The sequence below is a fragment of the Microbacterium sp. M28 genome (genome assembly GCF_025836995.1).
Taxonomy (GTDB): domain Bacteria; phylum Actinomycetota; class Actinomycetes; order Actinomycetales; family Microbacteriaceae; genus Microbacterium.
In genome coordinates this window covers 1443378-1457320 of sequence record NZ_CP107546.1, presented here as the reverse complement: position 1 = coordinate 1457320, position 13943 = coordinate 1443378, and the positions used below count along the sequence as shown (strand labels likewise).

Below are 13943 nucleotides of genomic sequence, written 5' to 3'. Positions count from 1 at the left end.
CGGATGCCGAGCGCGCCCGAGGGATCAGGCCCCGACCGGGACCGCGGAGACGGTCGTGTCGATCGTGAACTGACCGAGCACCCGCGTTCCGATGTACAGCACGGCGGTCTGGCCCGGCGCCACGCCGTTCAGCGGCTGCTCAGGGAGCACGCGCACCCCGGCGTCCGTCACGAACGCCGTCGCGGGCTCCGGCTCGGCGTGCGCACGGATCTGCACGTGGCACGCGAATTCGGTGTCCGTCGGCGCCGCCCCGGCCCAGCTGAACCGCTCCCCCGAGATCTCGGCGATCGCGAGCGCCTCCTTGGGACCGACGACGACCGTGTTCGACACGGGGCGCACCTCGAGCACGAACCGCGGCTTGCCGTCCGGCGCCGGAACGCCCAGATGCAGGCCGCGCCGCTGGCCGACCGTGTAGCCGTGAGCTCCCTCGTGCGAACCGACCACGGCGCCTTCGCGGTCCACGATCTCCCCGGTCGCGGTGCCGACCTTCTCCGCGAGCCAGCCGCGGGTGTCGCCATCCGGGATGAAGCAGATGTCGTGGCTGTCCGGCTTCTGCGCCACGCTGAGTCCGCGCTCGGCGGCTTCGGCTCGCACGAGCGCCTTGGACGGCGTCGACCCGAGCGGGAAGTACGTGTGCGCGAGCTGCTCGGCCGTCAGCACGCCCAGCACGTAGGACTGATCCTTCGCGTTGTCGGACGCCCGGTGCAGCTCGAGGCCTTCTTCCGTCGACACGAGCGTCGCGTAGTGGCCGGTGCATACCGCGTCGAAGCCGAGCTCCAACGCGCGCTCGAGGAGCGCCGCGAACTTGATCTTCTCGTTGCAGCGCATGCACGGATTCGGCGTCCGGCCGGCCTGGTACTCGCTGATGAAGTCGTCGATCACGTCATCGCGGAAACGCTCCGAGAAATCCCACACGTAGAACGGGATGCCCAGGCGATCCGCCGCGCGACGCGCATCCATGGCGTCCTCGATCGTGCAGCAGCCCCGACTGCCGGTCCGAAGGGTACCCCCGGCGCGCGAGAGCGCCAGGTGCACGCCGACGACCTCGTGGCCCGCCTCGACCGCTCGTGCTGCCGCGACGGCCGAGTCAACGCCACCGCTCATGGCCGCCAGAATACGCATGGGTCCAGTCTACGAGCCGCTGGCTGAACCGGACCCGGATGCACGTGCGCAGACGTCCGCGATCACCGCCAGCACGGCATCCACGTCGTCCTCGGTCGAGGTGCGGCCGAGCGTGAAGCGCAGCACACTGCGGGCGTCCTGCTCGGTCCGACCCATCGCCATCACCACATGCGATGGTTCCGCGACTCCCGCCTGGCACGCCGAGCCGGTCGATGCGGCGATGCCTGCCACGTCCAGCAGGAACAGCAGGCTCTCCCCCACGGCGCCGGGGAACAGCACATGCGCGTTCCCCGGCAGCCGATCGACGGGGTCGCCGAGCAGTTCGGCATCCGGGACGCGGGACAGGATGCCGGACACGAGGCGATCCCGGAGACCGGTGAGCCGAGCCGATTCGGCGACGCGCTCGGATTCGGCTGCCTCGAGCGCCACGGCGAACGCGGCCGCTCCGGCGACGTCCTGCGTGCCCGCGCGCAGTCCGCGCTGCTGAGCGCCGCCGTGCAGGAGCGCGCTCAGCCGTGCCGAACGCGCGACGACCAGCGCGCCGATGCCGACCGGCGCCCCGATCTTGTGCCCGGCGACGCTCATCGCGACCAGCCCGACGCCGGCGGGTGCGTCGCCGCGGAGCCCTCGGAAAGAGACGGGCACGTGTCCCAGCGCCGCGACGGCGTCCAGATGCAGCGGCGTTCCGGCGGAACCGGCCGCACGCGCGAGAGCCGCCGCGTCGTTGATCGTGCCCGCCTCGTTGTTGGCGACCAGTGCAGTGGCCGCCGCCGCGCCGGGGAGCGCGTCCGCGAAATGATCGGGATCGATCCGCGCCCGATCGCTCACCCGCACGATCCGCACCTCGGCGCCCTCGCGGGCCAGCGCCGCCACCGTGTCCACGGTCGCGTGATGCTCGGCATCCGGCAGCACGATCGCGCTCGTCCCCTGAGGACGAGCCGCCCACAGACCCCGCAGAGCGGTGTTGATGGACTCGGTCCCCCCGGACGTCAGCACGACCTCGATCGGATCGCACTGCAGCACGGCCGCGATGCGTTCCCTGGACTCCTCCAGGAGACGGCGCGCGTCCTGTCCTGCACCGTGCGTCGACGAGGCGTTTCCGATCACCGAGGTCGCCGCCAGCCACGCATCGCGGGATTCCGGGCGCAACGGCGTTGTCGCCGCGTGATCGAGATAGTGCCGCATGCTTCGATTCTCCCCCGGTTTCGTGCGTGCGGAGGTGGAACCGAGTACAGCCTGAGATGAGACTGCAACACAAGCGCCTTAGGGTGTTACTCATGTCCGCGACCCGTGCGTTCGCCGCCCCCGGCGGAACCAACCTCGACAATCTCGGTGTGCGTCTCCACGACGGCACGGCGACGCTGCGCGTCTGGTCGCAGAACGCCTCGTCCGTCGAACTCGTCCTCTTCGACGAATCGGACCTCGACTGGGTGACCGATACGGTCCGTCTCGAGCGCCGCCCGGGCAGCGTCTGGGAGGTCACCACTGACCTGCTCCAGCCGGGTACCCGGTACGCCCTGCGCGTCGGAGGCCCGCACGGACCGGGCAACACCTTCAACCCCGAGACGCTCCTTCTGGACCCGTACGCCAGGGGTCTCGCGCAGGGCGACGGCTATGAGGAATGGCGCTCGGTCGTCATCGCCGACGGCTTCGACTGGGGCGGCGTGCAGAAGCCGCGCATCCCGCTGGACCGCACGGTCGTGTATGAGGGACATCTCAAGGGCATGACCAAGCGTCACCCCGGCGTCACGCCCGCCCTGCACGGCACCTATGCCGGGTTGGCGCACCCGGCCATGATCGAGTACCTCCACTCGATCGGTGTCACCACGGTCGAGCTGCTGCCCATCCACGCGTTCGTCCCCGAGCCGCGCCTTCTCGAACGCGGCCTGACGAACTACTGGGGCTACAACACCCTGAACTTCTTCACGCCGCACGCCGCGTACGCCAGCGACGACGCCCGCAAGGAAGGACCGGAGGCGGTCCTTTCCGAGTTCAAGGGCATGGTCCGGCTGCTGCACGAGGCCGGCCTCGAGGTCGTGCTCGACGTGGTCTACAACCACACATCGGAAGAGGGCATCGGCGGTCCGCGGTCGAGCCTGCGCGGCATCGACAACGCCGCGTACTACCGCCAGCAGGACGACGGCGCGTACATCGACACCACCGGGTGCGGCAACACGCTGAACACGTCGACGGATGCCGCGGCCCGCCTCGTCCTCGACTCCCTGCGCTACTGGGCGACGGAGATGCAGATCGACGGATTCCGGTTCGACCTCGCCACGGCTCTGGGGCGCAACGACCGCCACGAGTACGACCGGGAGCACGCGCTGCTGCGGGCCATCCAGGACGACCCGATCCTCGCCGACGTGAAGCTCATCGCCGAGCCGTGGGACGTCGGACTCGGCGGCTGGCAGACGGGCAACTTCCCCGACGGGTTCCTGGAGTGGAACGACCGCTACCGCGACCGCGTCCGCAACTTCTGGCTCAGCGACATCGACTACGCCCGACGCGCATCGGCCCCGGTCGGCATCGGCGGTTTCGCCACGCGTCTGGCCGGATCGTCCAACACCTTCTCGGACGAGCGAGGCCCGCTGGCCAGCGTCAACTTCGTCACAGCGCACGACGGATTCACCCTGCACGACCTCGTGTCCTACGACGTCAAGCACAACGAGGCCAACGGCGAGAACAACCACGACGGCGCCGACATGAACCGTTCGTTCAACCACGGCGCCGAGGGGCCGACCGACGACCCGGCGATCCTCGCCGCCCGCCGCAAGGCGATGCGCAATCTCCTAGGGACGGTGCTGCTGTCCGCCGGCATCCCGATGCTGACCGCCGGCGACGAGACGGGACGCACCCAGCGCGGCAACAACAACGCCTACGCGCACGACTCCGCGCTGACGTGGCTGAACTGGGAGTTCGAGCCGTGGCAGGAGGACCTGCGTGCGCATGTGGCGGCGCTGACCCGTCTGCGGCGCGAGAACCCGGCCCTGCGGCCATCCCGATACGCGCGTCTGGGCGAGCACATCCCCAACGCGAGTGTCATGGACTGGTACGACCAGAACGGCGAGACCATGGAGCAGCAGCAGTGGACGGACCCGGGCAACCGGACGCTGCAGTACGTCGCGGCGTCGACGCCCGACGCTGAGGACTTCAACCGCATCCTGCTGATCGTGCACGGCACGGAGACACCGATCGACATCACGCTCCCCGAGGCCGTTGAGGGCGCGACGCGGTTCGTCTCGCTGTGGTCGAGCGCGGACGAGCATCCGGATGCCGAGGAGCGCGTCCACCTGCCCGGTGACGTTCTGCCGATACCAGGAACCTCGATGCACCTGTTCCGGGTGGAGTGACTCGAGACGCCGCGTCACGGGCGGGTGTCACGCCGACCGCTGGGGCGGTAGATTCGGGACATGGCCGCACGCACGGTATCCCGTTCCGAGGCTCTGAGGAGCCCCGTCCAGATTCCCCTGCGGTCCGCTCCGGCGACCGTCTCCACAGGCGCGGAGCGCACGGGCAGGATCCCGCTGTCGGATCCGCGGCCGAGCGTCCCCGGCGGATTCGACGCGAAGGCGTTCGCCGGTGAAGTCGTGCCGTTCAGCGTCGTCGCGTTCCGTGAAGGTCACGATCGCATCGCCGTGCACGTGCGCCTGACCGCACCGGACGGTTCGGAGAGCCTGCACCGGCTGACGCCGCTGAACGACGGCACCGACCGGTGGGAGGCCGAGATCGCCCTCGACCTCCGCGGTCCGTGGCACTACCGCTTCGAGGCCTTCTCGGACGAGTACGCGACCTGGGCCCACGCCGCCGCGGTGAAGATCGCGGCCGGCGTCGACGTCGAGGTCATGACGGCATCCGGCGTCCAGCTCCTCGCCAGAGCCGCCGCGGAGAAGGACCGGCCGACGGCCGAGCGCCGCCGCCTGTCGGCCGCCGCGAGCGACCTCGACGGCGGCGGTGCCGCAACGACGCTCGACGCGGCTCGGAGCACCGAGTTCGCGCGGCTCTTCGCGGAGCGGCCGCTGCGGTCCCTCTTCACGGCATCCGATGAGCACCGGATCCGGGTCGAGCGCACCCGCGCGGGCGTCGGCGCCTGGTACGAGTTCTTCCCGCGGTCGGAGGGGGCCAAGCGCTCGGCGGACGGCACGATCATCAGCGGGACGTTCCGGACCGCGACGAAGCGGTTGCCAGCCGTGGCGGAGATGGGCTTCGATGTGCTGTATCTGCCGCCGATCCACCCGATCGGTCGCAGCCATCGCAAGGGCCCCAACAACACGCTGAACGCCGGGCCGAACGATCCGGGCTCGCCGTGGGCGATCGGATCCGCCGACGGAGGTCATGACACCGTCCACCCCGATCTCGGTACCTTGGCCGACTTCCGGGCGTTCGTGCGCGCAGCGCAGAAGGCGGGACTGGAGATCGCTCTCGACCTCGCCCTGCAGGCCTCTCCCGACCATCCGTGGGTCGCCGAGCATCCGGAATGGTTCACCACGCTGCCGGACGGGACGATCGCGTATGCGGAGAACCCGCCCAAGAAGTATCAGGACATCTACCCGGTGAACTTCGACAACGATCCGGATGGGATCTGCGCCGAGGTGCTGCGCATCGTCGAGCACTGGATCGCGCAGGGCGTGCAGATCTTCCGCGTCGACAACCCGCACACCAAGCCGCTCTGGTTCTGGGAGTGGCTGATCGCACGGGTGAACGACGCCCACCCGGGTGTGGTCTTCCTGGCCGAGGCGTTCACGCGGCCCGCTCCCCTGCGCTCGCTCGCGGCCGTCGGGTTCCAGCAGAGCTACACGTACTTCACGTGGCGCAACACCAAGTCCGAGCTCGAGGAGTTCCTCACGTCGCTCGCGACGGAGACCGCCGACTATCTGCGACCCAATCTCTTCGTCAACACACCGGACATCCTGACCGAATACCTGCAGTTCGGGGGCCGCGCCGCCTACCGCGTGCGTGCCGCGATCGCGGCGACCGCTGCGCCGACCTACGGCGTCTACGCGGGCTACGAGCTGTACGAGAACATCGCACGGCCGGGCGCCGAGGAGAACATCGACAACGAGAAGTACGAGTACAAGCTGCGCGACTTCGCCGGGGCCGAGGCGGCCGGCGACTCCCTCGCACCGTATCTGCGGCGCTTGAACGAGATCCGTCGGGATCATCCGGCACTGCGCCAGCTGCGCAACCTCTCCGTGCACTGGAGCGACGACGACGCCGTTCTGGTCTACGCGAAGCATCTCGGGGCGGAGTTCACCGGAACAGGCACCGCCGACACCGTGATCGTCGTCGCGAACGTCGACCCGCACTCGGTCCGTGAGACGACGGTGCACCTGGACACCCGCGTCTGGGGTGTCGACCCAGGGTCCTCCTTCGAGGTGGAGGATCTCATCACGGGACAGGTGTGGACCTGGAGCGACCACGACTACGTACGGCTCGACGCCTTCGCCGAGCCGGTGCACATCCTGGCAGTGAAGGAGCGATCATGAGCTACGTCGAGGACGTCACCGAGGCCGAGGGCTGGGCGCAGATCGCGGCAGGCGCGCACCACGCACCGCATGACGTGCTCGGCGCGCATCCGGTGACGGATGCCGCAGGACGGACGCACACGACCGTCCGAGTGCGGCGCCCGCTCGCGGACGAGGTGACTCTCGTGTTCGCCGACGGACGCCGCCTGGCGCTCTCCCATGTCGCTCACGGCATATGGGAGGCGCGGCACGACGGTCCACCGGTCGCCTACCGCGTCGCCACGGCCTACGGCGATGACGACGAGATCTTCGCCGGCGACCCGTACCGGCATCTCCCGACCCTGGGCGACATGGACCTGCACCTCATCGCGGAGGGGCGCCACGAACGGTTGTGGGAGGTCCTCGGTGCGCATCCGATGGCGCACGGCTCCGAGCTCGGTACCGCATTCGCCGTGTGGGCGCCGAATGCCAGGGCCGTGCGCGTGGTCGGCGATCACAACGGGTGGGACGGATCAGGGCATCCGATGCGGTCGCTGGGCTCGAGCGGTGTCTGGGAGATCTTCATCCCCGATGTCACGATCGGCACCCGCTACAAGTACGAGATACTCACGCGCGACGGCCACTGGGTCCTGAAGGCCGACCCCATGGCGCAGGCCGCGCAGACACCGCCCGAGACGGCATCCGTCGTGACGGCGTCCGCATACGTCTGGCAGGACGGCGCCTGGATGACGCGTCGCGCCGCCACGCACGCCGTCGCCCAGCCGATGTCGGTCTACGAAGTCCACCTGGGCTCGTGGCGGCACGGGCTCGGCTACCGCAAGATGGCGGATGCGCTCATCGAACACGTCAAGGCGACGGGCTTCACGCACGTCGAGTTCATGCCGGTCGCGGAGCATCCGTTCGGCGGTTCCTGGGGCTATCAGATCAGCGGCTACTACGCGCCGACCAGCCGCTTCGGCTCCCCCGACGATCTGCGTCATCTCATCGATCGTCTGCACGGCGCCGGCATCGGCGTCATCCTCGACTGGGTTCCCGGTCACTTCCCGAAGGACGCGTTCGCCCTGGCCCGCTTCGACGGCGAGCCGCTGTACGAGCACGCCGACCCGCGTCGCGGCGAGCACCAGGACTGGGGCACGCTGATCTTCGACTACGGCCGCCCCGAGGTCCGCGGCTTCCTCGTCGCCAACGCGCTGTACTGGCTCGAGCAGTTCCACATCGACGGCCTCCGTGTGGATGCCGTCGCATCCATGCTCTACCTGGACTACTCGCGCAAGGACGGCGAGTGGGAGCCGAACATCCACGGCGGCCGCGAGAACCTCGAGGCGATCCGATTCCTGCAGGAGGCGAATGCCACCGCTTACCGCCTGCACCCCGGGATCGTCATGATCGCCGAGGAATCGACGAGCTTCCCCGGCGTCACGGCGCCGACCGACCACGCCGGTCTCGGATTCGGGTTCAAGTGGAACATGGGATGGATGAACGACTCGCTCGTCTACATCCAGCGGGACCCGGTGCACCGGTCGCACCACGAAGGCGAGATGACCTTCTCATTCGTCTACGCGTTCGGAGAGAACTACGTCCTCCCGATCAGTCATGACGAGGTCGTCCACGGCAAGCGGAGTCTGGTCGCGAAGATGCCCGGTGACCACGCGCACCAGCTCGCGAACGCCCGCGCGTATCTGGGCTACATGTGGGGCCACCCCGGGAAGAACCTGCTGTTCATGGGACAGGAGTTCGGCCAGCTCGCCGAGTGGTCAGAATCGCGGGAGCTGGACTGGTGGCTGCTCGACCAACCAGCGCACCGCCGGCTGATGGACTTCGTCGGCTCCCTGAACACCACCTACCGCGCCCAGTCACCGCTGTGGGAGCGGGACGGGGATGCCTCCTCGTTCACGCGGATGGGCGGTCCGACCTGGGACCCGAACGTCATCGCCTTCGAGCGGCGCGACGCGCACGGCGGCCGACTGGTGGTCATCAGCAACTTCAGCGGCACGACCCGGACGGCCCTGCCGCTGACGTTCAGCGTCGAAGGCGTGTGGCAGGAGGTGCTGAACACGGATGCCGCGGCCTTCGGCGGCCACGACGTCGGGAACCTCGGCATGGTCATCGCCCGCTCGGAGCAGGACGGTGCGGCTCCCGTGGCGGCCGTCACCGTTCCGGCGCTGTCGACGTTGTGGCTGCGTCACCAGCCGGAACCGCACGTGCCTACCGTGTCGCACGGCTGAGCGGCCGCCGCCACGGGTCTTGCCGGAGAGAATCCGGCGAAGCTCAGAACAGTAGCGACGACAGCCGGGTGCGGGCGCTGATCACACGCGGGTCGTCAGCACCGATCAGACCGAACAGCTCGACAAGGCGCTCGCGCACCGCGGTCCGCTCGTCCGTCCCGACAGCCGCGAACAGATCGAGCAGGCGTCCGAAGGCGTCCTCGACGTGGCCGCCGGCGATGTCGAGGTCCGCGACGGCGAACTGCGCATCGAGGTCCTGCGGCGCGGCGGCGGCCGCCGCGCGCGCCTGCTGGAGATCGAGGCCCTGCACGCGGTCGAGCAGGCGCACCTGTCCGAGGCCCGCTCGTGCATCCTCGTCCCGCGGGTTCTCCGCCAGGGCCTTCTCGTACGCGCGGACGGCACCCGCGTAGTCGCCGTTCTCGATCGCAGCGAACGCCTCCGCGTGCAGCGGCGGCAGCGGGGCCTCTTCGACTGGCTCCTCCGGCTTCCGCTCGCCGACGGGCAGCGTTCCGGTCACACCGTTCTGAGCCGCGAGCTGCAGGAGCTGCTCGAACACCTGACGCACCTGCTCCTCCGGAACGGCGCCGTTGAACATCGGCACCGGCTGCCCGGCGACCAGCGCGACCACCATCGGGATCGACTGGGCGCGGAAGCCCTGTGCCAGTTGCGGGTTCGCGTCGACGTCCACCTTGGCGAGCACGACGCGCCCGGCGAGCTCCTGAGTGATCTTCTCGAGGATCGGACTCAGCTGCTTGCACGGGCCGCACCACTCGGCCCACAGGTCGACGACCACCGGAACCGTACGGGACAGCTCGAGCACCTCACCGAACGTCTCATCCGTGATGTCGCGGATGAGCGCGCCGGAGGCGACGGCGCTGTCCGGCTGCGCGGCGGATCCCGCTGGCGCCGCGGACGGGGACGGACGGTTGCGCAGGGCGGAGAGGTCGACAGCGCCGCGCAGGGCGGCAGGTGAGATATCGGTCATTTGATCACTTCCACGTTGAGAACGTCCTGGTGCACGGCCAGCAGGCGGATCTGCTCACCGGACACCTGCGTGGGCACCGAGAAGAACAGCTGCATGCTGTACGTCGTCTTCACGCCCTTGGCTGACTGATCCACGCCGGTGAGTGCCTTGGCCACGGGGTCCTCGCCGAACTTGATCACGGCGTCCGCCGAGGTCGGTGTGATGGTCTCGCTGTCCAGCACGGAGACCGCGACGATCGCACCGCTGTCGAGCGTCGCCATCGAGACCGGCTGGTCCGTGGCCGGGTCCATGCCGAACGCCGCCTTCGCCGTCTCCGCGGACTGCTTCGCGGCGAGATTGTCGACGACGGACTGACGGCTGGTCTGGATCTTCGCCGCCAACTCGTGGGTGCCGTCGTCGAACAGGTCGTACGATGCGCTCTTGTCACCGGCGTCGACGACGTCCGAGAACGCGGCGGCCAGTTCGGTCGGCGCCAGCGCGAGGAACGTCGTGTCCGGCGGAACGAGCGTCGTCCCCGCCCACGGCGGAGCGAGCTCGGGCAGCTCGACGGATGCCTGCATGTCGGCGAGGTAGGACACCTTGTAGTCGGACCACGGGTCCTGCTGCGTCATGGTGAGGATCACCGGCGCCGCCGAGTCGTCGGCGTCGCTCTTCGAGAGCATCAGCACGGTGCGCGGCCACGCGTCGGTGGCCTGCGGCAGCAGGATCTCGACCTTGTCTGTCGGGATGACGGCCGGCACCGGGCGATCCGCGATGGCGCCGCGCAGCTTGTAGTCCGTGCGGCGGGCGGTCAGCGCCGCACCGTCGAGTCGCGTCGCCGCGAGATCGATGTCGAGATCGGTGTCCGCCTGCGCGACCGTCTCGGACACGTTCTGCAGGATGCGTGCGGCCTGGGCCTCGGTCACGGCGGGCGGCTTCTGGTTCTCCGGGGCGATGACGGTCGGCGTCGGCGACGGCGTCGCCGTCTCCGCGCCGAACTGCGGCCAGGAGTCAGCGGAGCAACCCGTCGCGAGCGCGGCGACGAGGGCCAGTGCGGGGATCGCAAGACGTCGACGCGTCACCGCGACCCGCTTGGTCGTCCCGTTCTGCTCCGTGGCGCCGGTCGCCTCGGAGTCGGCATCGGACGGGGCGCCGGCCTCGGCGTCCGAGGCGGGTGCCGGTTCGATGGCCTCCCGCTCGGGCGCCCTGTCGATCGCGACGTCGATCGGCTCGGTCGGCGGCATCGGACCGAGCCCCTTGCGGCGCGGCCCACGGCCACGGCGCTGGTGGCGGATGCCGAGGATGTAGAGCACCACCCCGATCGCGAGCATCAGACCTCCGGTGGCCATCAGCGGGCCGGCCAGTGGCGTGGAGTTGTCCAGTGGCCAGGACACCACGATGTCGTCGGGTGCCGGCTCCGTGCCGTCGCGTGCGATCAGGATGCTCGTGCCCTCGGGCAGCTGCATGTCGGTGATGATCTGGTCCTGCTCCGTGAACGAGTCCAGCCACAGGTCCGAGCCTGCCGGGTTCCGGCCGGCCGCGGGTTCTGCCGGCTCCTCGGTCGGTGCCGGCGTCGGCTCCTCAGTCGATTCCTCGTCCTCGGCGAGCTCCGGCTCGACGACCGTGGTCTCGGGCGTGCCGTCCTCTTTCAGCGTGATCGAGTTGTACGTGGCGTCCGAGAGCCACGCCTCCATGTCGGCCGTGCGGCCGTAGGCCGCGAACAGCTCGCCGTCGCCGCGGATGATGAGGCTCTGGAGCCCCGGCTGCGTGCGCAGCACCGCGCCATCGATCAGCGTGTAGGGCTCGGGCTGCGAGGTCTCCAGGACGAGCTCCTCGCTGGACGGACCCATGAAGAGGGTGCGCTGAGCGATACCCGCACCGATCAGGAGCGTGGCCAGGACGAAGGCCACGACGGCCCATACGAATCGCACGAAAAGTTCTCCTTACGTGATCCGGAAAGGGGGCCGGATCATCGCTCGACGTTTCAGACTAGCGAAATCACCTGAGTGTTGTCCCAGGCGGATCACCCTGGAGGCGCTCGGCACGTCTGCGTCGCCGGCCGCCGTCCACTGGATACGCTGGCGTCACCTGTCCTGCGAGGAGCCGACATGAAGCTGCACAATCCGTTCCGAACGGCTTTGGTCGCGACCCTCGGGGTGGGGCTCGGCATCCTTCTCATCGGAAGCGTGCAGACGCTGTCCACCGTGCTGCTCTACCTCGGGACCGCCCTGTTCATCAGCCTGGGCCTGGATCCGCTCATCTCGTGGCTCGAGCGTCAGAAGCTGCCCCGCTGGCTCGCCGTACTGGTCACCATCGTGGCCGTGCTGGGCGTGTTCACCGGCATCGTCCTCATCGTGCTGCCGATCATCATCTCCCAGGTGACCCAGCTGGTCGAGCAGATCACCGAGCTCGTGCAGAGCAGCAACGACATCTGGGCGGATCTTCGGACGTGGCTGGGCGGCATCTTCCCGGCTCTGGACATCGATCGCGTGCTCACCGAGGCCCAGGACTGGCTCCTCGCCAACGTCGGCAGCATCACCGGTGGCGTGATCAATGCGAGCCTCACGGTCGTCAACGGGCTCTTCGGCGCCTTCATCGTCCTGATCCTGACGATCTACCTCACGGCGTCGACGCCGTCGCTCAAGCGCGCCGTGTACCAGCTCGTGCCGGCATCCAAGCGACCGCGCTTCATCGATCTCGCCGACCAGATCACCGATTCCGTCGGCTACTACGTCATGGGGCAGGTGTCGCTCGGCGTCATCAACGGCGTGCTGAGTGCGATCTACCTCTCGATCATCCAGGCACCGTTCCCCGCCGTCCTCGCCGTCGTCGCCTTCTTCTTCTCGCTCATTCCCCTCGTGGGAACCCTCACCGGCTCGACCATCATCGTGCTCGCGTGCCTGATCCCGGGACTGGGTTCCCCCGCGACGGCTCTCGCCGCCGGCATCTACTACCTCATCTACATGCAGATCGAGGCGTACGTCATTTCCCCGCGCATCATGAGCCGCGCCGTCTCGGTACCCGGAGCGGTCGTCGTCGTCGCAGCCCTCGCCGGCGGCTCGCTGCTGGGCCTGCTCGGTGCGCTCATCGCGATCCCGGTGGCCGCGAGCATCCTGATCATCTACCGACAGGTGGTCATCCCCCGGATGAACGAACGGTGATCCGCGTCAGGAGGACCACACGGTCGGTAGGGGCAGTGCCTGCGGGTTGACCGCCGCGACGATCTCGGTCATCACCCGGCGGGTCTGACTCTCCCCCACCCACAGATGCCTGCCCCCCTCGACCTCGATCAGTACCGCATCCGGGATCGAGGCGAAGCCTTCGCGCGCCCGCTCAGGCGGCAGATAGTCGTCCAGTTCGGGGATCAGGGCGATCACCCGACGCGGGTCGCCCGCCCAGGCCGCGACCTCTGCGGCACTCGCGCGGTGCAGCGGAGGCGACAGGAGGATGGCTCCGACGACATCGTGCTCGAGACCGTACTTCACCGCGAGATCGGTCCCGAATGACCAGCCGAGCAACCACGGCGTCGGCAGTCCCCGCTCATGCACGAAGTCCATGGCCGCCGCGACGTCCAGGCGCTCGCCCCCGCCGCCGTCGAACGTCCCGTCGCTCGTGCCTCGTGGCGACGACGTGCCGCGCGTGTTGAACCGCAGGACGGCGAGATCGGCGAGGGCCGGCAACCGCGAAGCGGTCTTGCGGATGATGTGGGAGTCCATGCACCCGCCGGCGGTCGGAAGAGGATGCAGCGTGACGAGCGTCGCGACCGGGGGACGCTCGACGGGCATCGCCAACTCGCCCACCAGTCTGAGCCCGTCCGCGGTGCGCAGTTCGACATCCTCTCGGAGCGCCGGCAGATTCAGCGGCCCGCGGATCTCGATGCTCATCCGAGCCGCCAGCAGTGCGTGTGCCAGTGCCTGCGCGCGGCCAGATCCGCGGCATCGCCGAGGACGCCGTCCGCACGCCAGGTCACCAGATGCGCGGTTCCGGGGACGACGGTCAGCGCGCACCCAGGGCAGATGTACTCCTTCTGCGCCTGGAGCGCCGAAACGGGCTGTACGACCCATTCCCGGCCACGCCGGGTCTCGGTGCGCTTCCACCCCGCGAGGAGGCGATCGAAGGAGTCCTCGGTGGTGGAGCGCTCCGGACGTCGTTTACGGGATCGGGGCATGG

10 protein-coding genes are annotated in these 13943 nt (G+C 69.1%); 4 read left to right on the top strand and 6 right to left on the bottom strand.

The features are described 5' to 3' along the window. Positions 1 to 24: 24 nt before the first annotated feature. Together mnmA and OED01_RS07200 are read right to left on the bottom strand one after the other, a co-directional pair. Complete coding sequence (gene mnmA, locus OED01_RS07205; RefSeq protein ID WP_264157692.1) at positions 25 to 1122, bottom strand: tRNA 2-thiouridine(34) synthase MnmA; 1098 nt, start codon at positions 1120 to 1122, stop codon at positions 25 to 27. Positions 1123 to 1131: 9 nt separating this feature from the next. Continuing rightward, on the bottom strand, positions 1132 to 2307 hold the full coding sequence (locus OED01_RS07200) for a cysteine desulfurase family protein (protein WP_264157691.1): 1176 nt from the start codon (positions 2305 to 2307) through the stop codon (positions 1132 to 1134). 92 nt (positions 2308 to 2399) lie between these two features. Between OED01_RS07200 and glgX the strand changes: the two genes are divergently transcribed. Genes glgX through glgB form a run of 3 tightly spaced genes read left to right on the top strand, consistent with a single transcriptional unit; the run spans position 2400 to position 8809 of the window. Beyond that, positions 2400 to 4472, top strand: a complete 2073-nt coding sequence (gene glgX, locus OED01_RS07195) for a glycogen debranching protein GlgX (protein ID WP_264157690.1) — start codon at positions 2400 to 2402, stop codon at positions 4470 to 4472. 60 nt (positions 4473 to 4532) lie between these two features. Continuing rightward, a complete protein-coding gene (locus OED01_RS07190; protein ID WP_264157689.1) occupies positions 4533 to 6605 on the top strand; it encodes an alpha-1,4-glucan--maltose-1-phosphate maltosyltransferase in 2073 nt (690 codons plus the stop codon). After that, the gene (gene glgB / locus OED01_RS07185; protein WP_264157688.1) at positions 6602 to 8809 is read left to right on the top strand and encodes a 1,4-alpha-glucan branching protein GlgB; all 2208 of its coding nucleotides are present in this window, start codon (positions 6602 to 6604) and stop codon (positions 8807 to 8809) included. The genes OED01_RS07190 and glgB overlap by 4 nt, the downstream gene beginning before the upstream one ends. Positions 8810 to 8852: 43 nt before the next feature. Here glgB and OED01_RS07180 read toward each other — a convergent pair whose 3' ends face one another. Both OED01_RS07180 and OED01_RS07175 read right to left on the bottom strand, forming a co-directional pair. Next, positions 8853 to 9794: a tetratricopeptide repeat protein gene (locus tag OED01_RS07180; protein WP_264157687.1), complete on the bottom strand. Its 942-nt coding sequence runs from the start codon at positions 9792 to 9794 to the stop codon at positions 8853 to 8855. After that, positions 9791 to 11704 carry a glycosyl transferase gene (locus tag OED01_RS07175; RefSeq protein WP_264157686.1) on the bottom strand — a complete coding sequence of 638 codons (1914 nt, stop codon included), beginning with the start codon at positions 11702 to 11704 and terminating at the stop codon, positions 9791 to 9793. The genes OED01_RS07180 and OED01_RS07175 overlap by 4 nt, the downstream gene beginning before the upstream one ends. Positions 11705 to 11881: 177 nt before the next feature. Here OED01_RS07175 and OED01_RS07170 point away from each other — a divergent pair, with 177 nt between their 5' ends. After that, complete coding sequence (locus OED01_RS07170) at positions 11882 to 12934, top strand: AI-2E family transporter (RefSeq protein WP_264157685.1); 1053 nt, start codon at positions 11882 to 11884, stop codon at positions 12932 to 12934. Positions 12935 to 12940: 6 nt separating this feature from the next. Here the strand turns inward: OED01_RS07170 and OED01_RS07165 are convergent, their stop codons facing one another. Together OED01_RS07165 and OED01_RS07160 are read right to left on the bottom strand one after the other, a co-directional pair. Then, the gene (locus tag OED01_RS07165; RefSeq protein WP_264157684.1) at positions 12941 to 13657 is read right to left on the bottom strand and encodes an alpha/beta hydrolase; all 717 of its coding nucleotides are present in this window, start codon (positions 13655 to 13657) and stop codon (positions 12941 to 12943) included. Beyond that, a complete protein-coding gene (locus OED01_RS07160; protein ID WP_264157683.1) occupies positions 13654 to 13941 on the bottom strand; it encodes a hypothetical protein in 288 nt (95 codons plus the stop codon). Before OED01_RS07160 ends, OED01_RS07165 begins: the two co-directional genes overlap by 4 nt. Between the last annotated feature and the right edge of the window lie 2 nt (positions 13942 to 13943).